A 24,456-nucleotide genomic window follows, 5' to 3' on the forward strand; every position below is an offset into this window, starting at 1 on the left:
GCCCGCCTCCCGCTCACTCCGTCTTCGTGCCGTCAATGACGTCCATGATGTGCTCGGCGATCGCGAGGCTGGACGTGGCGCCGGGCGAGGGCGCGTTCCGGACGGCGGTGACGCGGCCCAGCCGGTGGATGCGGAAGTCGTCCACGAGCCCGCCGTCGCGGTCGAGGGCCTGCGCGCGGATCCCCGCCCCGGACCGGACGACGTCGCCCGGCCCGATCTCCGGGACGTACCGCCGCGCCGCCCTCATGTACGCGCGCGTGGACAGCGATCCGTGCATCTCGCGGACGCCCGTGCGCCAGTGCCGGCCCGCCATCCGCCACGTGCCCGGCCAGCCCGCGATGCCGCGGACGTCCCGCAGGGAGAGGTCCGATCTCCGGTACCCCTCGCGGGCCAGCGCCAGGACGGCGTTGGGGCCGACCTCCACGTCCCCGGACACGCGCCGGGTGAAGTGCACGCCGAGGAACGGGTACCGGGGGTCGGGCACGGGATAGATGAGGCCGCGCACCAGGTCGGCCTTCTCCCTGGTGACCGTCATGTACTCGCCCCGGAACGGGACGATCCGCGGGCCGGGCTCGTCCCCGGCCAGGCCCGCCACCAGGTCGCTCTGGAGCCCCGCGCAGATGATCAGGTCGTCGACGCGGACGGTCTCCTCACCGGCCGCGATCTCCATGGCGGCCCCGGCCGGGGTGATCCGGTCGACGGGGAACGACAACCGCACCTCGCCGCCCGCCGCCGTGATGTCGTCCGCGTACGCCCGCGCGATCGCGGTGAAGTCGGTGATCGCGGTGTGCGGCGAGTACAGGGCGGCGAGTCCCGCGGCGTGGGGCTCGATGTCCTTGATGCCCGCCGCGTCCAGGCGGCGCAGGCCGGGCACCGCGTTGACGCCCGCGCGCGCCTCCAGTTCGTCGAGGCGGGCCACGTCGTCCCCGGTGACCGCGACGACGATCTTGCCGCATTCGTCGTACGGCAGGCTCCGCTCGGCGCAGTACTCCCGCAGCAGCGCCCGGCCGCGCGCGCACAGTTCCGCCTTGAGGCTGCCGGGCCTGTAGTAGATGCCCGCGTGCACGACGCCGCTGTTGTGCCCCGTCTGGTGCGCGGCGACCCGGTCCTCCTTCTCCAGGACGACGACGCGGGTTCCCGGCCGCCGCCGGGTGATCTCCCGGCCGAGCGCGAGGCCGATGATGCCCGCCCCGATGATGCCGGTGACCTCGTCAGCCATACGCGAGCGGTCCTTCTCGATGCACGCCGCCATCGTAGGCCGTCCTCCGGAGCGCACCGGTTGGGCCTGCCGCCCAACAACATTGCCACCATATGGTGGCGGTGTTGGCGGTGCGATGGAGGAGGCCGGAATGGATGTACGGCGGGTCCTGGTCGTCGGGGCGGTTCCGCTCGTGATGCTCGGCGGGGTCGCCGCGCCGAGCCAGGCGGCCCCCGCCGCCGGGGTGACGGTGCGGGCGGAGAGCTGGCGGGAGATCGGGCTGCCCTACCTGTGGCCGCGGAACCGGCTGCACGACGTCGCCGCAACCGGCCCTCGGGACGTGTGGATCACCGGGCACCAGGGAAGCGTGCCGATCTTCTCCGGGCCGCTGGGCACGATCGTCTGGACGGAAGGCAACCCCGTCGTCCGCCGGTGGGACGGTGCCCGGTGGCACGAGTACCCGTTGAACGGCTTCACCGGCGGCGGGCGGATCGCGACCGTGTCCGCGCACGGATCCGAGGTCTGGATCAGCGGCCACGACGCCGACGGCCCCTACGCCGCCCGCTTCGACGGCACGGCGTTCGTCCAGGTGGCGCCGCCGTCCGGCCTGTACGCCCTGGAGATCGTCACCGGGGCCGCCGGGACGTGGCTGATCTCCCGGGAGCAGGACGTCAACATGGGCCTGTTCCGCTGGGAGGGCGGCGCGTTCGTGCGGCAGCCCATGCCGGCGAGGACCCACCTGCTGACGGACGTGGTCGCCACCGCCCCCGGCGAGGCGTGGGCGGTCGGCTCCCGCCTGGTGGACGGCGTCGGCGGCGTCCCCATGGCCGTGCGGTGGCGGAACGGCACGTGGAAGGAGGCGCCCCTGCCCGGCGACCTCGGCGCCCGGAGGCTGTCGAGCGCCGCCGCAACCCGGGACGGCGTCTGGGCGACGGCGGGACCGTCCGACGACAACGTTCCCGTCACCGCCCTCATCCGCTGGACCGGCACAGCCTGGACGCGCGTCCCCCTGCCCGCGGACACCGACGTGCGCGTCCAGCGCGTCACCGCCGACGGCAACGGCGCCCCGCTCCTCGTCGCCGAGCGCCAGGTGACGGGCTTCCCCACCGTCCTGTTCCGCCGCACCGGCGATACCTGGACGCGCCTGCCCGCCCCCGCGGCCACGGTGACCCTCCAGGCCGTCACCGGCGTGCCCGGCACGTCCGGCATCTGGGGAGTGGGCCTCAAGCGCAACGGCGACAACCAGCAACCGGTAGCAGTGACGACGACCCCCTGAGCGCGACGCCTCACATCTGCGTGCGAACGGCCGCCGCAGATGCCCGCGATCGTGCAGAATGGCTCGGTGACCGAGACGGTATCGGAGGCGCACGGACCGCAACCGTTCGCGCATCTCGGAGTCCCGAACGCCGCCTTGTACCGGGAGGTGCTGCTCGCGTTCGCGCGGGCCAAGGAGCGGTTCATCGTCCATCTGCGCCCCGAGGACGTGGCCGCCGAACTGCGGCGCGAGAACGACGAGCAGCTGGCGCAGGCGCTGCAGAAGCTCGTCGAGTGGGGCAATCTGCGGGCGGACGCCGACACCGGCCGGGTCACCACCGTCGAGGACTTCCACCGCAGGCGGTTCCTGTTCCAGCTGACGGCGGCCGGGCACGCGGCCGAGCAGGCCATCGCGTTCTACGAGGAGGCGATCGGGCGGCGGGGCGCGCTCCAGTCGGTGGCGCTGGCCGACATCGCCGACCAGCTCGCCGCGCTGTCGGCGCTGGCCGGCGCCGCCGACCCGGATCCGGCCAAGGCGCATCTGCTGCTGCTGACCCTGGCGGAGCGGTTCTCCTCCCTCGCCGACAACGCGCAGGCGTTCATGTCGTCGCTGCGCCGGGCGATCGACTTCTCCGACGGCGATGTGCAGGGGTTCATCGCCTACAAGGAGCGGCTCATCGACTACATCGACCGGTTCATCGCCGACCTGGCGAACTCCGGGGCCAGGATCGCCGCGCTGCTGGACGAGCTGGAGGCACGCGGCCACGAGCGGCTGCTGGTGCTTGCCGCACGGCGGGAGGCGGCCGACGCGGTGCCGGAGGGCGCCGACGCCGCCGAGGCGAGGGCCCGCGCGGAAGCGGACGCGCTGGCGTCCTGGCGCAACCGGTGGCGGGGGCTGCGCGACTGGTTCGTGTCCGCCGGGACGGGACGCCCGTCGCAGGCGCGGCTGCTGCGGCAGGCGGCGGTCACGGCGATCAAGCAGCTGATCGACACGGTCGGGATGCTGAACGAGCGGCGGTCGGGCCGGTCGGACCGGTCGGCCGACTTCCGCGCGCTGGCCCGCTGGTTCGCGGAGGCGCCGGATGAGGCGGCGATGCACCGGTTGTGGCGCGCGGCGTTCGGGCTGACGTCCGCGCGGCACCTCACCGTCACCGCGGACACGCTCGCGGCGGAGGGGACGAACCCGCCGTGGGCGGAGGCGCCGCCCGTGCGGATCTCGCCGCAGCTCCGCCGGACCGGTTCCTACGAGCGGCGCGGCAGGCCCAACCGCGTCCAGGACCGGTCGGAGGCGCGGCGGCTGCTGCGCGAGCACGCCGAGCGGGAAGCGGCCGAGACGGCGGCGGCGCGGGCGCGGCTCCGGACCGACGGCCCCACGCTGCTGTCCGAACTCGGGGTCCTCGATCCCCGGACGTTCCGGTTGTTCCTGGCGTTGCTGGGTGACGCGCTGGCGGCCCGGCTGCCGGGCGACACCGAGGTGAAGACGGTCACCGGTGACGGGTCGATGGAGGTCCGGCTGTCCCTCGTCCCGGACGGCGGCCTCGTGCGGGTCGTCACCGAGGACGGCGTGCTGACCGGTCCCGAGCATCTGATCGAGATCACCGATCTCGCCGAGGTGTCCTGATGGCGGGCGACGACAACGAGGTGGCGGGGCGGCGGGCCGCGCTGCGGGCGCTGCTGCTGCGGCCGCTGCTCACGGCCGAGGCCGATCCGGAGGCGCTCGTGCTCGTCCGGCGCCACCAGACGGAGCTGCGCGCGTGGCTCGGGCGGGAGACCGGTTGGCGGCTGCACGTCGACGCGGAGACCGCACGGCTGTTCAAGACGGCACCGACTCTGGACGACGGCACGCATCCGGCGCGCGGCAAGTCGAAGGAGCCGTTCGGCAGGCGCCGGTACGTGGTGCTGTGCCTGGCCCTGGCCGCGCTGGAGCGCGCCGACGCGCAGACCACGCTGGGCCGGCTGGCCGAGGAGGTCCTGAACGCGGCGGCGGAGCCCGATCTGGCGTTCCCGTTCACGCTGGACAGCCGGGCCGAGCGCGCCGACCTCGTCGCGGTGGTGCGCATCCTGCTGGGGTGGGGTGTGCTGCGCCGGGTGGCCGGTGACGAGGAGTCGTACCTGTCGGCGGCGGGTGACGTCCTGTACGACGTGCGGCGGGTCGTGCTCGCCGCGCTGCTGACGGGGGTACGGGGGCCGTCCACGGTCACGGCGGGGACGTTCGAGGAGCGGCTCGCGGCGCTGGCCGAGGAACTCGTCCCGGATACCGATGAGCTGCGCAACCAGGCACTGCGCCGCCGCCTGACCCGCCGCCTCCTTGACGATCCCGTCGTGTACTACGCCGATCTCGACGAGGCCGAGCACGCGTATCTGGTGTCGCAGCGGCTCGCGATCACCCGCCGGATCGAGGAGATGACCGGCCTGATCCCCGAGATCAGGGCGGAGGGCGTCGCGATGGTCGACCCGGACGACGAGCTGACGGACGTGCGGATGCCGGAGCAGCGCACCGACGGGCACGTGACGCTGCTGGTCGCCGAGTACCTGGCCGAGCGCGGGGAGACAGCGCGCGCCGAGCTGGCCGCGTTCGTCCGCAAGGCCGCCGAGACCCACAAGTCGTTCTGGCGCAAGGGCGTCACGGAGGCGGGCGCCGAATTGGAACTGCTGGACACCGCGTTGGAGAAACTGTCGGCACTGCGGCTGGTCGAGGTCGCGCCCGGCGGCGTCCGGCCGCTGCCGGCGATCGCCCGGTACGCCGTGGACGAGCCGACCATCCGTGAAAGGGCCACCTCGTGACACCGCCCGTCCCCGTTTCCGAGCGCTGGAAGCCGCTGCGCGCCGGGCTCGTCGACATGTTCTACTACGACGTCGAGGAGTTCCGTTTCCACGACGGGCGGCTGCTGCTGCGCGGCAACAATGGCACCGGCAAGTCCAAGGTCCTGGCGTTGACGCTGCCGTTCCTGCTGGACGGGGAGCTCGCGCCGCACCGGGTCGAGCCGGACGGCGACCGGCAGAAGCGCATGGAGTGGAACCTGCTGCTCGGCGGGAGGCACCCCCATCCCGAGCGGCTCGGGTACACGTGGCTGGAGTTCGGGCGCCGCGCCGAGGACGGCACCGAGGAGTACCGGACGCTCGGCTGCGGGCTGAAGGCCGTCCGCGACCGGGGCATCGTCCGGCACTGGTTCTTCGTCACCACCCGGAGGGTGGGCGTCGACCTGGAGGTCGTCTCGCCCGGCGGGGTGGCGCTCACCCGCGAGCGCCTGCGGGACGCCGTCGAGGGCCACGGGATGGTGTACGACCGGGCGTCCGACTACCGGCGCTCCGTGGACGAGGCGCTGTTCGGGCTCGGCGAGCACCGCTACGAGGCGCTGGTCAACCTGCTGATCCAGCTGCGCCAGCCGCAGCTGTCAAAGAAGCCGGACGAGCGACTGCTGTCGCGCGCGCTGACCGAGGCGCTGCCGCCGCTCAGCCCCGCGCTGATCACCACGGTGGCGGAGGCGTTCCGGGGTCTGGACGAGGAGCGGGACGCGCTGCGCGCGCTGGAGGAGGCGCACAAGGCCGCCATCGACTTCCTCGGGCATTACGGGAAGTACGCGAGGATCGCCGCCAAGCGGAAGGCGGCCGGGCCACGGCTCACGCAGAGCCGGTACGAGCATCTGAACCGCGACCTCATCGAGGCGGAGGAACGGTTCACCGCGGCGGAGACCGCGCTGGAGGCGGCGGAACGCTCGCTCGGCGAACTGGCGGCGGAGAGGACCCGCCTGGAGGCGCGGCGGGAGGCGCTGCGGGCGAGCCCGGAGATGCGCGACGCCCAGCGGATCGAGGAGATGGCGCAGGAGGCCCGGCGGCGGGAGGACCACGCGCGGACTTGCGAACGCGACCGCGACGGGCTGAGCGCCGAGGCGGAACGCCGCCAGGCCGGCGCCGACAACGCCCGGCTCCGTGCCGGGGAGGCCGGTGACGCCTTCCGCTCCGCGTGGGAACACGCGGACTCCGTCGCCGGACGGGCCGGCTGCGCGGAGGCGCACCGGGAGATCGCCGGCCGGTGGGAGACCGACCTGCCGGGCGCCCGCGGCGACGGCGACCGGCTGGCCGGGCAGCGGGCCGACGCCCTCGCGGAACTGGACCGGCTGCTGGCACGGCTCGTCCAGGCGCGCGGCCGCCTGGCGACGGCCACGGCCGAGGCCGAGCGGCTGCTCGGCGAACTCGGCGCCGCCGCCGAACGGATCGCGGCCGCGGAGGACGAGACCCGCACCCGGGCGGCGGACCTGCTCGCCGGATACGTCACGCACCTCGCGCGGCTGCGGGAGATCAAGGTCGGTGACCCGGACGCGGTCCTGGCCGCCCTGGAAGAATGGGCGCAGACAGCCGATGGCGAGAACCCCGCAGCGACCGCCATGGACGACGCCGCCCGCGAGGCGACCGCCGAACTCGGCCGCCTCGAGGCCGGCGTCGGCGCCCGGCTCCGCTCCGAACGGGATGCGCGCGACGCGCTCACCGAGGAGATCGGGCGGCTGGAGTCGGGCGGGCACGACGCGCCGCCCGTCCCGTACACGCGCGGGGAGCGGACCCGAGACGACCGGCCCGGAGCGCCGCTGTGGCGCGCGGTCGACTTCACCGACACCGTCTCCGGCGATCACCGCGCCGGGCTGGAGGCCGCGCTGGAGGCGTCCGGCATCCTGGACGCGTGGGTGACGCCGGAGGGCACGCTGCTCGGCGAGGACGACACGTGCGTGCTGGCCGGCGGGCCCGTCCAGGGGCCGTCGTGCGCGCTGGTGCTGCGTCCCGCCGTCGACCGCGCCGACCCGCGGGCCGCCGCGCTCGGCGATGACGCGGTCCGGGCGGTGCTCGCCGGGATCGGCCTCGGTCCCGGCGCCCGCACCTGGGTCGCGGTCGACGGACGCTGGGCCAACGGCGTCCTGGCCGGCTCGTGGCACAAGGACGGCGCCGCCCACATCGGCGAGGGCGCCCGCGAGGCGGCCCGCCGGGCACGGATCGTCCGGCTGAGGGCGGAGCTCGCCGCGACCGCCGACCGGATCGAGGCGCTGGCGGCCGAGCTGTCCGATGTGGCGGCCCGGCGGGAGACCGTGACCGCCGAGCACCGGGCGCTCCCCCGCGACACCGCGCTGCGCGACGCGCACGTCGTCCTCGCGGCCGAGCACCGCAGGCGGCGCGAACTGGACGGCGCGCACGTCGGCGCCCTCGCCGTCGTGGCGGAGCGACGGGACGCGGTAGCGCAGGCGGAGAACGGGGCCGCAGAGTTCGCCGGGGACGTCGGCCTGCCGACCCAGGACCCCGAGCTGGGCGAGGTGCGCGCCGCCGTCGGCGACTACCGGCTGGCGCTCGCCGGCCTCTGGCCCGCCGCCCGGGCACTGCTGACGGCCCGCGACAACGAGCGCGAGGCCGCCGACGAGCTGGCCCGCGTCCGGGAACGCCTGGGCGAGGCGGCGGAGCGGGCCGCGGAGGCCCGCGAGCAGGCCGACGCGGCCGCCGAGACGCACCGTGCGCTGGTGGAGACGGCGGGCGCCGCCGTCGAGGAGCTGCACCGGCGGCTGGACGAGGTGCGGCGCGCCCTCGGCGCCCGCGACGCCGCCGAGACCGACGCGGGCCTGCGGCAGCGGGATGCGCTGGAGGCCCGCGGCGAGGCCAAGGGCACCTGCGAGCGGCTGCGTGAGCAGATCACGGAGGCCGAAACGGCCCGCGACAAGGCCGTCGCGGAGTTCCGTGCGTTCGCCGCCACGGGGCTTCTCGCGGTGGCGGCCCCCGGCCTGGACGTCCCCGACCCGGAGCAGGAGTGGGCACCCAGCCCCGCCGTGCTGCTGGCGCGCGCCGTCAACACCGAACTCGACGACGTCAACGCCGGCGACGGCCCCTGGGACCGCAGCCAAAGGAAGGTCACCGAAGAGCACAAACTCCTGTCGGACGCGATGTCCCGGCACGGCCACTCCGTCGGCCTGACCCTGCACGACGGGGTCATGGTCGTGGACGTCCTGTTCCAGGGCCGCCGCCGCGACGTCCCCGAACTCGCCGGCGCGCTCGAGGACGAGACCGGGCACCGCGCTCACCTGCTGTCGGCGCGGGAGCGGGAGATCCTGGAGAACCACCTCCTCAACGAGGTCGCGGGGACCCTCCAGGAGCTGATCGCCGCCGCCGAGGACGAGGTCCGGGAGATGAACGCCGAGCTGACGGCCCGTCCCACCTCGACGGGGATGCGGCTGCGGCTCGTGTGGAAGCCCGCCAAGGACGCCCCCGCCGGGCTAGACCGCGTCCGGGAGAAACTGCGGCAGACCATCGACGCGTGGTCGGCCGACGACCGCGCCGCCGTGGGCCGGTTCCTGCAGGAGCAGATCGCCCGGGAGCACGCCGACAACCCCGCCTCCGGCTGGACGGAGCAGCTCACGAAGGCCCTCGACTACCGCGCCTGGCACGCGTTCGCGATCCAGCGGCTCCAGGACGGGCAGTGGCGCCCGGCGGCCGGGCCCGCGTCCGGCGGCGAACGGGTGCTGGCCGCGTCCGTCCCGTTGTTCGCGGCGGCGTCCGCGCACTACAAGTCGGCCGGCAACCCGCACGCGCCCCGCCTGGTCGCGCTGGACGAGGCGTTCGCGGGCGTCGACGATGACTCGCGCGCCAAATGCCTCGGCCTGCTCGCGACGTTCGACATGGACGTCGTCATGACCAGCGAACGCGAATGGGGCTGCTACCCGCAGGTGCCCGGCCTGGCGATCTGCCAGCTGTCCCGCCGCGACGGCATCGACGCCGTCCTGGTGACCCCGTGGCGGTGGGACGGCCGCGAACGCACCCGCGCCGACCTGCCCGGCGACCGGCCGGAACAGGCCGGCCTGTTCGCATGACGGCGGACGCCGACCGGCTGCGCCGCCTGCTCGGCGGCCCCGACATCGCCTGGCTGCGCGAACGCGTCCGCCACCGCCTCGAACGCGGCCGCCCCCTGACCGGAACGGTCACGCTGTCGAAGGCGACCCCCGCCCAGAGGCGCGCGATAGAACTCCTCCTGGGCCGTCGCGCCGGAACGGGCACATCCCTCTCGGTCTCACTGGCGGAAGTGGACCGGACCCTCCGCGAGAGCGGCGCCGCCCCCGACGGCCTCTCCGCCGCCATCGAGTTCCTGGACGGCCCCGTCGACGACCGGGCACGCCGCGCCGCCGAAGAGACGGCAGCCTGGCGAGCCGCCTTCGCCCCCCTCGATGACGCCGTCTGCGGACGGGAGGAATTGGCGGGCTGGCGGACCTGGCTCGACTCGACCGGCCTGGTTCGCCGCCTCGTACCCGGCCCCGCCGAAGCGGCCCCCGTCCTGTCCCGCCTCGCCGCCGTTCTCCGCCGCCTCCCGTCTCCCGACATCCCCCTCGGCAGGCTGGCCGCCGAGACATGCGGCGACGCGCACGCCCTGGACGAAGGCTCCCCCCTGGCGACCCTGGCCCTCTCCGCCGCCCGAGCATTGGCCGGATCCCCGTACCGCTCCGGCGGCGACGGCGAATCCCGCCGCGCCGCCTGGGCCGCCGTAGGGGTGCACCTGGACGACCTGTCGTCCCTCGTCCTCTGCCTGGGCCTCCCCGGCGACCCCGAAACGCCCACCGGCCAGATGCTCGCGTCCATGCGCGAAGCAGGCGAACCGGCCGTCCTCACCCTCCGCCAGCTCCGCCGCCACCCGCTCCCCCTCCGTGCCGGCCTGGTGCGGATCTGCGAGAACCCCGTGGTGATGGCCGCGGCGGCGGACGCGCTCGGCGCCGCGTGCCCGCCCCTGGTCTGCACCGGTGGCCGCCCGTCCGCGGCGGTCTGGCGGCTGCTCGAACTCCTCGCGGACGGCGGCGCCGAATTCGCCTACCACGGCGACTTCGACTGGGGCGGCATCGGCATCGCCACGGCCGTCCACGAGAGGATCGGCTGGCGCCCCTGGCGCTACGACAAGGCCTCGTACCTGGAGGCCGCCTCGCCCTCCCCCCTCACCGGCCGCCCCTCCCCCACCCCCTGGGACCCCGACCTGGCCGAGGCGATGACGGAACGCGCCGTCCGCGTGGAAGAGGAACTGGTCCTCCCCACCCTCCTCAACGACCTCACCGCATGCGGTCAAGCGTCCGCCGAACGGCCCTGAGCGCGGCATCGTCCCGCCCGTGAAGTCGTTCCAAGTCGTGCGCGGCTTCCCGCCGGACGAATGGACCTCGATGTCGCTCGACGAGTACGCCCTGGGCACGCCCGTCTCGAAGGAATCGTTCTGCTACCGGATGGAGTTCGGAACCCCCGCGTTGTGCAGCATGCGGGGCGGGAGCGCCGCGAAGCACATCATCTCCGAGACGATCGCCCTCCATCATCGGGACGGGATCGCGGCGCGCGTCACCGTCCTCGCCGTCAATGTCCCGGACTGCCTCGACCACATCACCGCCGGCGAGCCTCCGGCCCTGCTCGCCGAGTTGGGCAGGTTGCTCTTGGACCCGCTCGAACTGTGACTCTTTGGAGTCATGGCGTTACATCGGGGAACGGAGGGGGCGAAGGGGGGCTTCATGCGTGGTCGGAAGGTCGGTTGGGGGTTGGTCGCCCTGGTCGTGGTGGCTTCTGCGGGTGGGTGCGGGGATGAGGGGGGTGAGCCGGAGGCACCGCCCTCGGTGTCGGGGCCGGTGCCGTCCATGTCCAACGAACCCGTCCCGACGGCGGGCGCCCTGGAGGGCGGCTGCAACGGGGAGATGCTCTACGCGGAGGTCACCCAGGCTCCGCCCGCGGCGGGGCAGCGCTACGCGCATCTGACGCTGACGAACGAGACCGAGTCGGAATGCAAGCTGTCCGGATACGTCGGGCTCCAGCTGCTCACGGCGTCCGACCGGCCGATCCCCACGCAGGCCGAGAAGCTGCCCGCGCCCAAGCCCACCGTCATCACGCTCACGCCGGACGGGAGCGCGTACGCGCGGCTGAGCTGGACGGTCATCCCCGCGTCCGACGAGCCGCAGGAGGGCGCCTGCGCGGACACTCCCGCGCTGCTGCGCGTCACCCCGCCGGGCGCGAAGTCGCCCACCACGGCCGGGTGGGAGCTCGGCGCGGTGTGCGCGCACGGGCGCATCAAGGTGACCGCGCTCCAGGCGGGCCCGCCGGGCTGAGCCGCATGCGGCCACGGCACCCGGCGGTGTTTGCGAGACGATCACGGTGGCTATGCAAGGGGCAGAGCCGTCGGCACGAGAGTCTGGAATCCCCATGAACGTTCCTGTCAACCGGACGACGGACGCGTCGCCCGCGCCCGTCGACCGGCCCGCCGCCGCGGACGTGCCCGGCGAGTTCATCGGCGCGCTCGCCGAGGCGGCCGGCACGGGAACGGGCGGCGTCTTCGGCGAGCCCATCGTCCGCGGGGACGTCACGATCGTCCCCGTCGCGCGGGTCGCGTACGGGTTCGGCGGAGGTCTCGGGCGGAGCCGCAAGGCGGGCGAGCACGGCACCGGTGGCGGCGGGGGCGGCGGCGGCGCGGCGGTGCCGATCGGCTACATCGAGATCCGGGACGGCGGTTCGGAGTTCAAGCCGATCCGGCCGCCGCTGCGGGACGCGCTGCTGCCCATCGCGCTGACGCTGGTCGCCGCCCTGGCACCCGCCGCCGGACGCAGGGTCGCCGGGCGCCTGCGCCGCTCGCCCTGACCCGGCCGGCGGCCCCGCCGGGTCTTGATCCGGGCGCGGGCGTCGGGGTCACAGGTCCAGGCTGAACTCCCGGAGGAGGGATGGGGTCCGGCTCGGCGGTTGGGCATCGCGGACCGCGAGCAGGTTGTGCACGTGCCGGTACCGCTCCACGTCGTCCGCGTCGTCGATGTAGTGGGCCGTGGTCAGCTGCTCGCAGTACACGACGTCCGCGCGGCCGCCGTCGCTGCCCCACCGGCGGCGGGGCAGGCTGAGCAGCGTGAAGGCACCGCCGCAGCCCGCGTGCCCGCCCCGGCTGAACGGGATGATCTGCAGGGTCACGTGCGGCAGCTCGCACATCTCCCGCAGATGCTCCAGCTGGCGGAACATCGCGGAGCGGCTTCCCAGCGGGCGGCGCAGGGACGCCTCGTCCGCCATCACCCACAGATGCGGCGGATCGGCGCCGTGCAGGATGTCCTGGCGCCGCAGCCGCAGCTCCAGGCGCATGCTCAGCCGCCTTTCCGCGTCGCCACCGGTGAGCGCCCGGCCGCCCAGCCGGATATGGCTGCGCGCGTAGTCGGGCGTCTGCAGCAGGGGGTGCACGAACTGCACTTCGAGGGAGCGGATCGCCTGCGCTGACTGCTCCCAGGCGATGAAGGGCTCGCCCCACTTCGGAATGGCGGCGGTGTACTGCGCCCACCAGCCGCTGGTGTTCCCTTTCCGCGCCAGTTCCAGCAGGGTGATGCGCTCGTGGTGGTCGTGGACGCCGTAGAGGTCGCACAGCTCGATGACCGTCCGGAGGCGGACGGGGGCACCGCCGCGTTCCAGGTGCAGGACGTCCGAGGCGGGCATCCGGAGGGCGCCGGCGGCCTCCTCCACGGCCAGCGCGTGGCCCTCCCGGTGGCCGCGCATGCGCTGCCCCAGGGTGAAGCGGGCCAGGACCGGCCCGGCCTGGTCGCGGGCTGCGTCGTCGCGGCTCACGTCAGGGCTTACGGCCGACGACCGAGAAGCGGTCGATCTCCTCGGGCTCCCCGAAGGGCAGCGCTTCGGGACGCCACCGCGTGGAGGACACGACACCCGGCTCGACCAGTTCGAGCCGGTGGAACAGGGCGGCCAGCTGGGCCGGGGTGCGGGACCGGCCGGGCGGGGAGCCGAAGCGGTTCCACTGCGCGATCGCGTCCTCCATCTTCTGGCCCGTCACCTCCGTCGTGGGATGGGCGACGGCGAGGTGGCTCCCGGACGGCACCGCGTCCATCAGCCGGTCGATGATGCGCTGCGCCTCGGCGTCGTCCAGCACGTGCCACAGGACGCCGAGCATGGTGATGGCGATCGGCCGGTCGAAGTCCAGCGTGGCGGACGCCCTCTCGATGATCACTTCGGGCTCGTGCATGTCGGCGTCGAGGTAGTCGATGGCGCCTTCCGGCGTGCCCGACAGCAGGGCGCGCGCGTGGACGAGCACCAGCGGGTCGTTGTCGACGTAGACGATCCGCGATTCCGGCGCCACGCGCTGCGCGACCTCGTGCGTGTTGTCGACCGTGGGCAGGCCCGTTCCGATGTCCAGGAACTGGCGGATGCCCTGTTCGCCGAAGAACCGGACGACGCGTCCGAGGAAGGCGCGGTCCGCGCGGGCCTGCGTGACGATGTCGGGCAGCAGCTCCTCGATCCGGTCGCCCAGCTCCCTGTCGACCCGGTAGTTCTCCCGGCCGCCGAGCCAGTAGTCCCAGATGCGCGCCGAATGCGACACGGTCGTATCGATCTGCCTGGACGATTCCAGGCCGGATGTCTTCGGACCGTCCGCGGCCACCGGGCCCACCTCCCGAGTCGGAACCATGACCGCCACCCTAGGACGACGCGGCCGCCCGGACGTCCTGTCTGAACAGAAACGGCAGGTACCGGCCAGGCGCGGGCGCCCTCAAGGGTTCTACACCGTGGGGAAGCCCTCGGAGCGGTAGGCGTGGCCGTCGCCCGTCACGGCGGCGGACTCGTAGCCGGAATCGGCCAGGCGCGCCAGCCACAGCAGGCCGTCGAGGCCCATGGCCTGGGCGGCGGTGGCGTAGGCGTCGGCGACGGCGAGGTCGGGGCCGGTGACGGTCACCGAGCGGAGGGTCGTCGCGGGCTCCCCGGAGTGCGGGTCGATCACGTGGTCGCCGCGTTCGTAGGTGCCGGACGTGGCGACGGCCAGGTCGGTCGCGGACAGCACCCACGCCTGCTCGCCCGGCTCCCAGGGGTGGCGGACGCCGATCCGCCACGGCCGGCCGGGCTCCGGGCGGCCCCGGGTGCGCACGTCGCCGCCCGCGTTCACGCAGTGGTTCAGCGATCCGGCCGCCGCCAGGCGCGCGGAGGCGACCTCGACCGACCAGCCCTTCACGTAGCCGGACGGGTCGAGGCGTCCGGTCGCCCACGCGTCGAAATAGCCGCCGGTCGCCCGCCGGAGTTCGGCGCAGGCGTCCAGGACCTCCTTCATGTCGGGCGAGCACCCTCCGGCAGGGAGCTCGCCGCGGTCGAGGCGGTTGACCTCGCTGGCGGGCTTGTAGGTGCTGAAGCGCTCGTCCACCTCGTGGAGCCACGCGCAGGTCCGCTCGACGAGGCCGGTGAGGGTGCCGTGCGGGAGGGGGTCGGCGATGTCGATGGTGACCGCCGTCCCCATCACCTCTTCGACGTGGAACATCAGCGCCGCGCGGCCGCGAGCGCCGACTGCAGCGACGTCCGGAACGAGCCGCTGGTGAAGGTCGCGCCGGACACCGTGTCGACCTGGGCGCTCTGGGCCGACAGGGCCTCCTGGCGGAGGACGGGGATCGCGCGGGTGTTCACCTGGCGCGTCGTGGCGGGGGTCGTGGCGTGCGTCGCCCGCAAGGCCGTGATCTTCCCGCCCGCGACCCTGATCGTGACCTGGATGGGGCCGTACTGGTTGACGGACGCGGCGCCCTTGAACACGCCGTCCTTCAGGCCGATCCGCCGCGCGGGGGCCTTGCCTCCGGGCGCCCGGGACGCGGGCGCCTTCGACGCCGGGGCCGGTGCCTCGGCCGCGGGCGCCAGGTCGCCGGACGCGGTCTGGCCGGTGTCCGGCGTCTCGACGGCGTCCGCTCCGAGCTTGGCCGCGAAGATCAGGGCCGCGCTCGTCACCGTGCCGATCACGGCGGCGCTGGTTCGGCGCATCGGTTCTCCTCCGTGGTGTCAGAACGTGGTTCAGAACTCGAACGGGTCCAGGTGGATCTGGCGGCGGCGCACCCGCAGGTCGCTCAGGGTGGCGAGGGCGGCCCTGACCATGCCGGGCGGGCCGCACAGGTAGACGTCGCGCTGCTTGACGTCCGGGACGATCTCCCGCATGCCCTCCGGTGTGAACAGCCGGCGCGGGCCCGGCTCGTCCCGCGAGCCGAGGACGTAGCGCACGTCGATGCCGCGCCGCTGCGCCAGGCCGCGCAGTTCGTCGCCGAACACGATGTCGGCGGGGCCGCCGGCCCGGTAGACGACGACGGTGCCGCGCGGCAGCTCCTCCAGCAGCGCGCGGACGGGCGCGATGCCGCTCCCCCCGGCGATCAGCAGCGCGGCGCGGCGGACCCGGTGCTGGGCGGTGAACGTCCCGGACGGCCCGCAAGCGAACACCCGGGTACCGGGACGGACCAGGCCGAGCCCGGCGGTGTAGCGCCCGGCGGCCGAGACGGTCAGCCGCAGCCATGTGCCGTTCGGCGCGGCGGACAGCGAGAACGGATGCGACTGCCACCAGCCGCGGGCGCCGAGGAAGCGCCAGCGGAAGTACTGCCCGGCGCGCGCCTCCAGCCGGTCCAGGTTCCGTCCCCCGACGTAGATGGAGACCATCGAGTCCGACTCGGGCACCACGTCCATCACGCAGAGGCGGTGCCGGAGGTTGAACCAGAGCGGCTCGATGACGCGGCCCCAGACGAGGCAGGAGATGACGAGCGCGTAGAGGGCCGTCCAGTAGAGGCGGGCGAAACCCTCCTCGGACAGTTCGGCGCCCGCCGAGAACTGGTGGCCGTAGCCGAGGATCAGGATCGCGTACGTGGTCAGGTGCAGCCAGTGCCACAGCTCGTACGGCATCCGGCGCCGGACGCCCCGGATCGCGAGCGCGCCGACCCCGACCATGATCCCGGCGGCGGTGAACGCGCCGACCATGTCGTCGTAGTCGGTCCACAGCGTCACGGTCTGGTCGACCACCGAGGACCGCGAGGTCAGCGCGTACCCGACGGTCGTGTACCCGGCGTGGGCGAGCACCGACACGAGGAGCCAGCCGCCGATCCAGCGGTGCCAGCGGATGAGGTCGTGGCCGCCGATCCAGGTCTCCAGCCACGACACCCGGCTCATCATCAGCACCTGCGTGAGCAGCAGGAACCCGCCGATCATGCCGGTGACACGGCCGATCCCGGTCACGATCTCGGCCTTGCCCGACAGGGTGCTCGGCGGCGTCGCGAACACCCACAGGCCGACGCTGGTCGCGAACATCCCCCAGAACAGCAGGACGATCAGCAGCCGGTTCCCCGCGACGCGCGCCGCCGGCGGCTCCGTCTCCCGCGCCTCCCCGCCGGCCGGCGGCCACGCGCTCCGCGGGTCGGCCGTCGCTGACGCGCCGTGCGCGGCGCGGGAGCCGAACCCGGCGCGGGGGTCGTCGGTCCGGGGGGCGAACCCGTCGCGTGGGCCGAACTCGGTGCGCGGGCCGCCCGATGCCCGGGAGTCGAGGACGGTGCGCAGGTCGGAGGCCGCGCTCGCGCCGCGGGCGTCGAGCGGGGTGCGGAGGTCGGGCACCGTTTGCCGGTCCGGCGCGGCGCGCGGATAGGACGAGAGGGGCGCGGTCATGCCCAGTCGTACGGCCGTCCCCCGACCTCCGGTTCGATGCGCCGCCCAGTGACCGGGCCGCGCGACCTCACATCATCGCGTCGGTCACCTCGAGGCCGAGGGCGCCCTGGCCGTAGAGCGCGAGCGCGCGCTCGGGGTCGTTGGCGGCGTGGACGCGTCCGGCGTGCGCGTCCCGCCAGGCCCGCTGGATGGGGTCGCCCTCCCGCAGCGAGCGGCCGCCCGCGTTCTCCACCAGCAGGTCGATCGCCTTGATCGCGCGCTGGGACGCCATGACCTGGTCGCGGCGGGTCCGCAGGCGCAGCCGCGGCGACGGCTGCTCGCCGGCGGCGGCCACCCGCAGCAGCTCGGAGATGTTGTGGGTGAGCTGCAGCCACGCCGCGTCGATCTCGCTGGCGGCCGTCGCGATGCGGACCTGGGCGTGCGGGTCCTCCGCGACCCTCTGCCCGGCGTAGGCGACCCGGATCCGCTCGCGGGTCGTCCTCAGGTAGACGTCCAGGGCGCTCTGCGCGATGCCCACGACCGGGACGCTGATCGTCGTGGTGAACATCGCCGCGAACGGCAGGCGGTACAGCGGCGACGCGTTGACCTCGTGACCCGGGCAGCTGAGCGCGCTGGTGTCGGCGAAGCGGAGCGACCGGTACGCGGGGACGAAGGCGTCCTCGACCACGATGTCGTTGCTGCCGGTGCCGCGCAGCCCGATCGTGTGCCACACGTCGTCGATCCGGTAGTCGGCGCGCGGGAGCAGGAACGTCCGCATGTCGGCGGGGGCGCCGTCCGCTCCCGGGACGAGCCCGCCGAGGAAGGCCCACTCGGCGTGGTCGCAGCCGGACGAGAAGCTCCAGCGGCCGGTGAGGCGGTAGCCGCCCTCGGCGGGGATGACCGTGCCGGTCGGGGCGTACGACGAGGAGATCCGGGTGTCCTGGTCGGCGCCCCACACGTCCTGCTGCGCCCGGTCGGGGAACAGGGCGAGCTGCCAGGCGTGGACGCCGAGCACGGACCCGACCCAGCCGGTCGAGCCGCACACCTCGGCCAGTTCCCGGACCGTCCGGTAGAACAGCACCGGGTCGGCCTCGAAGCCGCCGTGCCGCTTCGGCTGCAGCAGCCGGAAGAGGCCGGCGGCGGCGAGCTCGTTGACGGTGTCCTGCGGGATCCGCCGGAGCTTCTCGGCCTCATGGGCCCGCTCCGCGATCGCGGGGAGGAGGGCCCGGACCGCCTCGAGAACCTGCTCGCTCATGTCACGCTCCTTGTCCGCCATCCCCATCCGCGTTCCCGCGTGAGCCGGGTCGCGTGGCCCATGGAGGAGTCGCGTTCACGTTAGGCGCGGCGTTTCCCGGGGTTTCCGGCGGTTCCGGTGAGTGGGATGGATCGGCGGTCACTCGGCGCGGCGGGCTCGCGCGCGGCGTTTGCCCTCGTGCATGGCCTGCACGCGGGCGACGGGGAGCGTGTGGCCCTGCTCGACCAGGTCCTTCGGGAGTTCTTGCGAGGCGGGCATGAGGTCGGCCCACGGGTCGGCGTCCCCGACCAGGGCCGGGACGGTGCCGATCGTGAAGTCGGACGGGCGGGCGCCGTCGAGGGCGTCCCAGGCGACGGGGAACGAGACGGGCGTCCCCGGACGGATCCGGGGGCTGTAGGCGGCGGCGACCGTTCCCGTCCCGGCCCGCGTCGAGTCGAGGAACACCTTGCCGGCCCGGTCCTCGCGGATGAACGCCGTGGTGGCCAGCGCGGGGTCGAGCCGCTCGGCGCGGACCGCCAGCGCGCGGGTCGCGGCGGCGACGTCCGCCGGATCGGGCTCCCCCGCCAGCGGGACGAACACGTGGACGCCCTTCGCGCCGCTCGTCTTGACGGCGCCCGCCATTCCCGAGTCGTCCAGGGCGCGCCCGACCAGGTGGGCGGCGGCGACCGCGGCCTCGAACCCCGCTCCCTCCGGCGGGTCGATGTCGAGGACCAGATGGGTCGGGCGGCCGTCCAGGCGCATGAGCGGCGGGTGGTACTCCACGGCCCGCTGGTTCGCGAACCACAGCAGCGTCCGGCGGTCGCCGCACACCGCGTACGACACCTCACGGTGCGACGACTCCGCCCACAGCTTCACCGTCGGCACCCACTCGGGCGTGTACTTCGGGACGTTCTTCTGCATGAACGGCTTCTGGCCGCGCAGCACGCGGATCACCGACAGCGGACGCCCCGCCAGCAGCGGCAGCAGCCGCCCGGCGACGGCGTCCAGGTAGTCGACCAGGTCGCGCTTGGTCGCGCCGGCCCCGTCGAACAACGGCTGGTCGAGATTCGTCAGCCGTACCCCGGCACGCTCCTCTTCGACGCTCACCCGTCCAGCTTCGCACGCGCGGGTGACAGAAGCCGGTATCAGAAGACCTGGGCGCCGAAGGCGCGGAGGGGTTCGGTCACGGGCTGGAAGAAGGTGACGCCGCCCGTCCGGCAGTCGCCGGAGCCGCCCGAGGTGAGGCCGAGGGCCGTACCGCCGCTGAACAGGGGGCCGCCGCTGTCGCCCGGCTCCGCGCAGACCGTCGTCTGGATCATGCCGGTGACGGTGCCCTCCGGGAAGTTGACGGTCGCGCCGACGGCGGTGACCCGCCCGGTGCTGACGCCGGTGGTGCTGCCGCTGCGGGTGACCCGCTGGCCGACCACGGCGTCGCCGGCCCGCGTGATGTCCTGCGTGCGGCCGTTGTAGAGGTTGACCTCGCCTTCCCCGGCGGCGCCCGGCGCGGACCGGACGAGCGCGAAGTCGTCGCCGGGGAAGCTGCTGCGGACCGTGGTGCCGGCGGGCTGCGCGCCCTGCTGGTCGGCCGTCCAGGTCCGGACGATGTTGCCGCAGTGCCCGGCGGTGAGGAAGAAGTCCTGGCCGCCGCGCTTGACGTTGAAGCCCAGCGAGCAGCGTGAGCCCCCGCCGAAGATCGCGTCGCCGCCGAGCGCCAGCGGGCGGAGCCGCCCGGGGATCCGCACCATCCGCACGGTCGTGCCGAGCCGCCGCGCCGCGCCGCGGACGGCCGCCATCCGCGCGCCGGTGACCGAGTCGTCCGTCCACATCACGACCTGCGAGGTGGCGGGGTCGACCGCCCAGCCGGTGCCCGGGACGCCGGCCGCCGACCGGCGCAGGGTCGCGGTGGCCCGGTTCAGCGCCGCCGGGCTGCGCCGCGCCGTCTTCGGGACGGCGCCCGCCGCCCGCACCGTCGCCGCGTCCGCGGCGTTGGTGACCGTGACGACCGGACGTCCGGCGCCGTCGACGTAGGCGCCCGTGGTGCGGGCGCCGAGCCGGTCGGCGACCCGTGCCGCGAGCGCGGCGGCGTCCGGGCGTCCCACACCGCCCGCCCCGCTGCCCGCCAGCGCGGCCGTCCGCCCGCCCCCGGACCCATCCGGTGCGTCGGCCTGCACCACGTACACCGCCCCGGCCACGAGCCCGCCGGAACCGGCGGCCACCAGCGCGGCTTTGATCATCTTCGTGGTGTGTCGGCGCCTCATGGACCTCTCCCAACTCCGCGATCCCATTGGTTCGGGAGGAGATACGCGAATGCCGGAGGCCGGAGTTCAAGGGCGCGCCGAACCGGTGCCGCCGACTACCGGACGACGGCCGGGTTGTACGTGGGCGGGTCGCCGAGCGTGTCGCGATGCGAACGCGGGCGAGTGCCGTCGACATCGGTGACGCCGAGTTCCGCGCCGATCTCCGCACCGATGAGCACCTGCCCGCTGCGGCTCATCAACCGCGGATCGCGGGCGAGGGCGTCGATGACCCGGCCGCTGAACTCCGGTGATTCCGCGGCGGCGGCGAACGCCTTGTACTGGTCCGGGACGCCCTTGAACATCGCCTGGGTCCGCTCGGTTTTCAGCAGGCCCATCCACAGGGAGATGACGGCCACATTGTGGGGCTTGAAGTCCACAGCCATGTCGTGGGCCATCTTGTCGACGGCCGCCTTGCCGGCACCGTAGGCCGGGCCGTGCATGTAGCAGCGTCCACCGAAGGAGGACGTGTTGACCACGAGGCCGCCCCCGTTCTTCACCAGCAGCGGAGCCGCGAAGTAGCCGGCGACATACGCGGAGCGCATCCCCACGTCGAACATGTCCTGAAGTGCGAGCGGCTTTTCCCAGAACGGGCCTTTGCGGGCCAGGCCGTCCGGGATCGTGAAGGCGTTGTTCACGAGGACGTCGAGTGCCCCGCTCTCGCGCTCGACCTGCTTGAACAGGGCTTCGACCTGCGAGTCGTCGGAATGGTCGCAGACCACCGGGATCCCGGTGCCGCCTCGCTCGTCGATCTCCCGGGCCGTCGCGAACACCGTGCCCGGAAGCGCCGACTCGCCCTCGGACCGGGTGCGCCCGGTCACGTAGACCGTCGCTCCGGTAGCGCCCAGGGCCAACGCGATGCCCTTCCCGGCACCACGGCTGGCGCCCGTGACCACCACGACCCGGTCTTCGGCGAGGCCCATCTGCGTCTCCCTTACTTGGTGGCGGCCAAAAATTCCAGCATCGCCGCCGTCGCCTCGGCGGCCTTCTCCATCTGCATCATGTGACCGGCGTTCTTGATCATCCGAACGGCCCGCACGTCCTCGTGGTGCTCGCCCAGCCTGCCGAGCGGATCGGCGCCGTGCCACGCCTCGAGGTCAACGTCCTGTTCGCTGCCCAGAAAGAAGTACGGCACGGGATTCTTGCCTTCGTACGACTTGCGGTACTCCCAGGACAGATCCATGGCCCGATACCAGTTGAGCCCGCCGGTGAACCCGCTGCGGCTGTAACCGGCGACGTAGAACTCGAGCTCCGTCTCGGTGAGCCACGCCCACGGCAACGGCGGCGTCTCCGGCAGCGCGTCGATGTAGGTCGTCCCGGGAGGCTTCCGCCACACATCGAGGTAGTGGTAGTCGCTGGAGAGCGCGTAGAACAGCTTGCGCAAAAACTCCCTGGGCGCCGCTGCGAGGTCGCGATCGGCGTCGTCCGAGGCCGTGAAGTAATGAATGTGGTTGAAGTGCCGCTTCGCCTGCCGCGCCGCGAGCGTCAGCGGCGATTCCTCGCTGGGCGTGAAGAAGGGATTCTCCAGCCCGATGATCGCGGCGATGCGCTCGGGACGGTGGTAGGCGAGGTCGTAGGCCGCGAACAGCCCGAAGTCGAGCCCGCTGAAGACCGCCCGGTCCTCCCCGAGGTGATCCAGTAGGCCGATCAGATCGCCCACGATCCGGTCCGGGCCGTACTCGCGGTGGTCCCGCGGCCCGCCGGTCTCCCCCATGCCGCGCATGTCGGGCGCGACGACCCGGAACCCGGCGTCCGCGATGGGCCCGATCTGGTGCCGCCAGCTGAACCAGGTGTGCGGGAACCCGTGCAGCAGGACCACGAGCGGCCCCGTCCCCTGCTCCACGTAGTGGACGTCCAGCCCGTTGACGGCCGCGTACCGATGGCTCCAGCCGGCCATGCCACACCTCCCGCTGAGGGGAACCCGACGCCCCGACCCTGCCCCATCCCCGCCCCCCGGACCGCACCGATCCTGCTGAGCGGAAACAGCCGCCCCGGAGCGCAACCAGGCGAGCGCCGTGGCGCCCAACGAAGGTCAACGAATAGTCATGAAGCGGTAGCGCAGCGCAATGTAGGGGCGGGAGGCTGTGCTTCACGGGCGGTGAGCATGCGCGAACCGGCCCCAGAAATGTCGGTGGCATGGACGTGCGCTCGTCTCCCACGCTTCACACCGCGATCGCGACTTCTTCGATCCAGGACTCGGCGACCAGTGGCTGGAGTCGTGCTTCGAAGTCTTCGGCATCGATCTGGGTGAGAAAGGCGCCCGCAGGACGGACTCCGACGATCGGCTCGCGGTCTCTGCGTTCGTACGCGATGCGGGTCATCACGACATGGACGGTCCGGTATTTGCTTCGGATCGGGGCGCCCGTCTCAGCCGTCGTGAGCGCTTCGATCAACTCCTGGGCGGACGCCATATCAAGACCGGCGTCGTAGCCGGGCCCCAGCGCGTGCCTGGGCCACCCAGGCTGGTCGGGATCGATGCTGGCGAAGAAACTCAGCCTGGTGGGGCTGAGGATGTCGTCGTGCCAGCCGACCGCACCGGTGATGATGTGGCCGGTCGCACCTTGGGATTCCAGGACGAGAACTTGCTGGTCGCCGTAGGAACCGGAGTCCGGCGTCTCGGACAGGATGGTGGCGGCTTCCTCGACGGTCGCGTATCGGAGGATCAGACCGTCGAAAGAGGCGCTGATCCTCACTTGCGAGACCGGCGCGAACAGCACCTCGAACGTCGTCTGGTGCGCGCGACCGCGTCCGTCCGGGTGACGCGGGGGGTGCGCCCGACTGCGCAGGAGCAGTCGGCTGTGCGACGGCGAGTAAGCCCACAGCTGGAACGTGCGGTCACTGCGCAGGATCTCTTGCCCGGCGACAGGCTCGTCGTTGAGATTCAGCCAGGCAGTGTTCGTCATGGGGAGTAGCCTGTCGATCTTGCTTCGAGGTCGTCAATCTGCGAGCACCCAAGAAGGTCCGCGATCAACAGACGCTCGACAACCTGTGGACAGCGGCGCGTTGCCCTCCCGGTTCCACGACCGGCATCGCCCGGCGCTCAGACCCGACTTCGCGGAACGACTGATCAGGCGTTACAGGTAGTGCGCTTGATCTCGTCCAGCAGGGCACCGAACTGGGAGACGGTCAGGGTGAGGTGCCCGCCGTCCGGATCCTTCGAATCCCGCACAGCGACCCCACCGGCCACGAGCGAAAGGCGTCCGATCTCAACGCAGTGCTCGTCACTAACACCGCCACTGTGAGTACTCTTTCGCCACTGCAGGTTCATCTGTACTGCTCCAAGTACTTCTCAACGAGGGCGCGCGAGTCGTCCTCTGGGAGCGCCTTCGCGCCTATGCGATCAAACTTAGTCCACATGTCCCTCACTTCCAGGGGCTGTTCGATGAGCCGACCGCCGTTCTGGGCACCCGCATACGCAACGTCTCGCGTCGCCAGGCTGATCACCTGGAATGGCCCGTCGACACCAGGATGGGCACCCGCAGACGGTGGGACGAACCGGATGATGATGTTGGGTAGATCCATCGCTCGGCGCAGGTGCAGCAACTGGGCCTTCATCACCTCTGGCCCGCCCACGCAGGATGCGAGCACGGCCTCGTCCATGATCAGCCAGTAGAAGGGCTGCTTCTCCCGATCGTTGAGCGCTTTCTGACGAGCGAGGCGCCTTGCCACGATCTCGTCGGCACCTTCCTCCGTACCGACGTCCACCAAGGCGCGCACATAATCCTCGATTTGAAGCTGCCTCGGAATCGCCTGACCGTGGTAGCTCCTGATCGTGTTCGCCTGCTCCTCATACTTCACGAGCTGCCGACCCCAGTCAGGCTCATGCGCCATTCGGGCAAACCAGAGCAACAGTCGCAATAGCGACCCCGTTCCGTATTTTGCGTCCAACTTCTCAAGTTGGTCTTCATGCGGCCTTATTCTGCCCGCCTCAATATTCGAAACAGTCGATCGGGCAACACCGATGACAGCCCCGCACTGAGTGAGCGAGAGCCCCGCCTTCTCGCGAAGAAAGCGCAGGTAGAAGGCCAGAAAGTGCCACATGGAGATCTTGGGGTCGAGGGGGTCCCGGACGGTGGGCATCGGCACTCCTGTTTCGT

At 72.9% G+C, this 24,456-nt stretch carries 22 protein-coding genes; 8 read left to right on the forward strand and 14 right to left on the reverse strand.

Going from position 1 to position 24,456, the window contains the following annotated elements; genetic code table 11:
- Window positions 1–13: 13 nt before the first annotated feature.
- A complete protein-coding gene (gene lhgO, locus IE99_RS0117305) occupies window positions 14–1,219 on the reverse strand; it encodes an L-2-hydroxyglutarate oxidase (protein WP_030171358.1) in 1,206 nt (401 codons plus the stop codon).
- Between the two features lie 130 nt (window positions 1,220–1,349).
- On the opposite strand from lhgO, the gene IE99_RS0117310 reads away from it, so the two are divergent.
- The 8 genes from IE99_RS0117310 (at window position 1,350) to IE99_RS29330 (ending at window position 12,067) form a co-directional block, all read left to right on the forward strand.
- Complete coding sequence (locus tag IE99_RS0117310; protein ID WP_030171360.1) at window positions 1,350–2,474, forward strand: hypothetical protein; 1,125 nt, start codon at window positions 1,350–1,352, stop codon at window positions 2,472–2,474.
- A gap of 66 nt (window positions 2,475–2,540) precedes the next feature.
- Complete coding sequence (locus IE99_RS0117315) at window positions 2,541–4,073, forward strand: TIGR02677 family protein (protein ID WP_030171362.1); 1,533 nt, start codon at window positions 2,541–2,543, stop codon at window positions 4,071–4,073.
- The gene (locus IE99_RS0117320; RefSeq protein ID WP_030171366.1) at window positions 4,073–5,236 is read left to right on the forward strand and encodes a TIGR02678 family protein; all 1,164 of its coding nucleotides are present in this window, start codon (window positions 4,073–4,075) and stop codon (window positions 5,234–5,236) included. Before IE99_RS0117315 ends, IE99_RS0117320 begins: the two co-directional genes overlap by 1 nt.
- The gene (locus IE99_RS0117325; RefSeq protein WP_037559603.1) at window positions 5,233–9,291 is read left to right on the forward strand and encodes a TIGR02680 family protein; all 4,059 of its coding nucleotides are present in this window, start codon (window positions 5,233–5,235) and stop codon (window positions 9,289–9,291) included. The genes IE99_RS0117320 and IE99_RS0117325 overlap by 4 nt, the downstream gene beginning before the upstream one ends.
- Window positions 9,288–10,547, forward strand: coding sequence for a TIGR02679 family protein (locus tag IE99_RS0117330; RefSeq protein ID WP_030171369.1), 1,260 nt, complete (start codon window positions 9,288–9,290; stop codon window positions 10,545–10,547). Before IE99_RS0117325 ends, IE99_RS0117330 begins: the two co-directional genes overlap by 4 nt.
- 19 nt (window positions 10,548–10,566) lie before the next feature.
- Complete coding sequence (locus IE99_RS31935; RefSeq protein WP_030171371.1) at window positions 10,567–10,899, forward strand: hypothetical protein; 333 nt, start codon at window positions 10,567–10,569, stop codon at window positions 10,897–10,899.
- A gap of 177 nt (window positions 10,900–11,076) precedes the next feature.
- The gene (locus tag IE99_RS0117340; RefSeq protein ID WP_169744446.1) at window positions 11,077–11,541 is read left to right on the forward strand and encodes a DUF4232 domain-containing protein; all 465 of its coding nucleotides are present in this window, start codon (window positions 11,077–11,079) and stop codon (window positions 11,539–11,541) included.
- Window positions 11,542–11,635: 94 nt separating this feature from the next.
- Complete coding sequence (locus tag IE99_RS29330) at window positions 11,636–12,067, forward strand: GerW family sporulation protein (protein ID WP_051712605.1); 432 nt, start codon at window positions 11,636–11,638, stop codon at window positions 12,065–12,067.
- Between the two features lie 48 nt (window positions 12,068–12,115).
- On the opposite strand, the gene IE99_RS0117350 is transcribed toward IE99_RS29330, so the two are convergent.
- The 13 genes from IE99_RS0117350 to IE99_RS0117410 all read right to left on the reverse strand — a co-directional run bounded on the left by IE99_RS0117350 (window position 12,116) and on the right by IE99_RS0117410 (window position 24,439).
- On the reverse strand, window positions 12,116–13,024 hold the full coding sequence (locus IE99_RS0117350) for a helix-turn-helix domain-containing protein (RefSeq protein ID WP_030171376.1): 909 nt from the start codon (window positions 13,022–13,024) through the stop codon (window positions 12,116–12,118).
- A gap of 1 nt (window position 13,025) precedes the next feature.
- Complete coding sequence (locus tag IE99_RS0117355; protein WP_084219574.1) at window positions 13,026–13,874, reverse strand: SAM-dependent methyltransferase; 849 nt, start codon at window positions 13,872–13,874, stop codon at window positions 13,026–13,028.
- A 90-nt stretch (window positions 13,875–13,964) separates the two neighbouring features.
- Window positions 13,965–14,711 (reverse strand): FAD:protein FMN transferase, encoded by a 747-nt coding sequence (locus IE99_RS0117360; protein ID WP_211258833.1) that lies wholly within the window; start codon window positions 14,709–14,711, stop codon window positions 13,965–13,967.
- Window positions 14,711–15,199 carry an FMN-binding protein gene (locus IE99_RS0117365; RefSeq protein WP_030171382.1) on the reverse strand — a complete coding sequence of 163 codons (489 nt, stop codon included), beginning with the start codon at window positions 15,197–15,199 and terminating at the stop codon, window positions 14,711–14,713. The genes IE99_RS0117360 and IE99_RS0117365 overlap by 1 nt, the downstream gene beginning before the upstream one ends.
- Window positions 15,200–15,229: 30 nt before the next feature.
- Window positions 15,230–16,852 (reverse strand): ferredoxin reductase family protein, encoded by a 1,623-nt coding sequence (locus tag IE99_RS0117370; RefSeq protein ID WP_051712607.1) that lies wholly within the window; start codon window positions 16,850–16,852, stop codon window positions 15,230–15,232.
- 67 nt (window positions 16,853–16,919) lie between these two features.
- Window positions 16,920–18,086 carry a 3-hydroxy-9,10-secoandrosta-1,3,5(10)-triene-9,17-dione monooxygenase oxygenase subunit gene (hsaA, locus tag IE99_RS0117375; RefSeq protein WP_030171388.1) on the reverse strand — a complete coding sequence of 389 codons (1,167 nt, stop codon included), beginning with the start codon at window positions 18,084–18,086 and terminating at the stop codon, window positions 16,920–16,922.
- 138 nt (window positions 18,087–18,224) lie between these two features.
- Entirely contained in the window at window positions 18,225–19,172 is a 948-nt protein-coding gene (locus tag IE99_RS0117380; protein WP_030171390.1) for a DNA polymerase domain-containing protein, read from the reverse strand.
- 38 nt (window positions 19,173–19,210) lie between these two features.
- On the reverse strand, window positions 19,211–20,323 hold the full coding sequence (locus tag IE99_RS0117385) for a S1 family peptidase (protein WP_037559604.1): 1,113 nt from the start codon (window positions 20,321–20,323) through the stop codon (window positions 19,211–19,213).
- Window positions 20,324–20,418: 95 nt separating this feature from the next.
- Complete coding sequence (locus tag IE99_RS0117390; protein ID WP_030171395.1) at window positions 20,419–21,282, reverse strand: SDR family NAD(P)-dependent oxidoreductase; 864 nt, start codon at window positions 21,280–21,282, stop codon at window positions 20,419–20,421.
- Window positions 21,283–21,293: 11 nt separating this feature from the next.
- On the reverse strand, window positions 21,294–22,256 hold the full coding sequence (locus IE99_RS0117395; RefSeq protein WP_030171397.1) for an alpha/beta hydrolase: 963 nt from the start codon (window positions 22,254–22,256) through the stop codon (window positions 21,294–21,296).
- A 265-nt stretch (window positions 22,257–22,521) separates the two neighbouring features.
- Window positions 22,522–23,262: a hypothetical protein gene (locus tag IE99_RS30410; RefSeq protein ID WP_051712609.1), complete on the reverse strand. Its 741-nt coding sequence runs from the start codon at window positions 23,260–23,262 to the stop codon at window positions 22,522–22,524.
- 164 nt (window positions 23,263–23,426) lie between these two features.
- A complete protein-coding gene (locus tag IE99_RS0117405; protein ID WP_030171401.1) occupies window positions 23,427–23,627 on the reverse strand; it encodes a DUF397 domain-containing protein in 201 nt (66 codons plus the stop codon).
- Complete coding sequence (locus tag IE99_RS0117410; protein WP_030171404.1) at window positions 23,624–24,439, reverse strand: helix-turn-helix domain-containing protein; 816 nt, start codon at window positions 24,437–24,439, stop codon at window positions 23,624–23,626. The genes IE99_RS0117405 and IE99_RS0117410 overlap by 4 nt, the downstream gene beginning before the upstream one ends.
- Window positions 24,440–24,456: the final 17 nt, after the last annotated feature.

This window comes from Spirillospora albida, from assembly GCF_000718255.1.
Lineage (GTDB): Bacteria > Actinomycetota > Actinomycetes > Streptosporangiales > Streptosporangiaceae > Spirillospora > Spirillospora albida.

Bases quoted from the DNA above. Each gene is read 5' to 3' on its own strand.
- IE99_RS0117355 (WP_084219574.1), bottom strand. From the start codon at position 13,874: ATGGTTCCGACTCGGGAGGTGGGCCCGGTGGCCGCGGACGGTCCGAAG.
- IE99_RS0117340 (WP_169744446.1), top strand. From the start codon at position 11,077: ATGTCCAACGAACCCGTCCCGACGGCGGGCGCCCTGGAGGGCGGCTGC.
- IE99_RS0117365 (WP_030171382.1), bottom strand. From the start codon at position 15,199: ATGCGCCGAACCAGCGCCGCCGTGATCGGCACGGTGACGAGCGCGGCC.
- IE99_RS0117410 (WP_030171404.1), bottom strand. From the start codon at position 24,439: ATGCCCACCGTCCGGGACCCCCTCGACCCCAAGATCTCCATGTGGCAC.
- IE99_RS0117385 (WP_037559604.1), bottom strand. From the start codon at position 20,323: ATGAGGCGCCGACACACCACGAAGATGATCAAAGCCGCGCTGGTGGCC.
- IE99_RS0117360 (WP_211258833.1), bottom strand. From the start codon at position 14,711: ATGTTCCACGTCGAAGAGGTGATGGGGACGGCGGTCACCATCGACATC.
- hsaA (WP_030171388.1), bottom strand. From the start codon at position 18,086: ATGAGCGAGCAGGTTCTCGAGGCGGTCCGGGCCCTCCTCCCCGCGATC.
- IE99_RS0117390 (WP_030171395.1), bottom strand. From the start codon at position 21,282: ATGGGCCTCGCCGAAGACCGGGTCGTGGTGGTCACGGGCGCCAGCCGT.
- IE99_RS0117395 (WP_030171397.1), bottom strand. From the start codon at position 22,256: ATGGCCGGCTGGAGCCATCGGTACGCGGCCGTCAACGGGCTGGACGTC.
- IE99_RS29330 (WP_051712605.1), top strand. From the start codon at position 11,636: ATGAACGTTCCTGTCAACCGGACGACGGACGCGTCGCCCGCGCCCGTC.
- lhgO (WP_030171358.1), bottom strand. From the start codon at position 1,219: ATGGCTGACGAGGTCACCGGCATCATCGGGGCGGGCATCATCGGCCTC.
- IE99_RS0117370 (WP_051712607.1), bottom strand. From the start codon at position 16,852: ATGACCGCGCCCCTCTCGTCCTATCCGCGCGCCGCGCCGGACCGGCAA.
- IE99_RS0117330 (WP_030171369.1), top strand. From the start codon at position 9,288: ATGACGGCGGACGCCGACCGGCTGCGCCGCCTGCTCGGCGGCCCCGAC.
- IE99_RS0117405 (WP_030171401.1), bottom strand. From the start codon at position 23,627: ATGAACCTGCAGTGGCGAAAGAGTACTCACAGTGGCGGTGTTAGTGAC.
- IE99_RS0117310 (WP_030171360.1), top strand. From the start codon at position 1,350: ATGGATGTACGGCGGGTCCTGGTCGTCGGGGCGGTTCCGCTCGTGATG.
- IE99_RS0117320 (WP_030171366.1), top strand. From the start codon at position 4,073: ATGGCGGGCGACGACAACGAGGTGGCGGGGCGGCGGGCCGCGCTGCGG.
- IE99_RS30410 (WP_051712609.1), bottom strand. From the start codon at position 23,262: ATGACGAACACTGCCTGGCTGAATCTCAACGACGAGCCTGTCGCCGGG.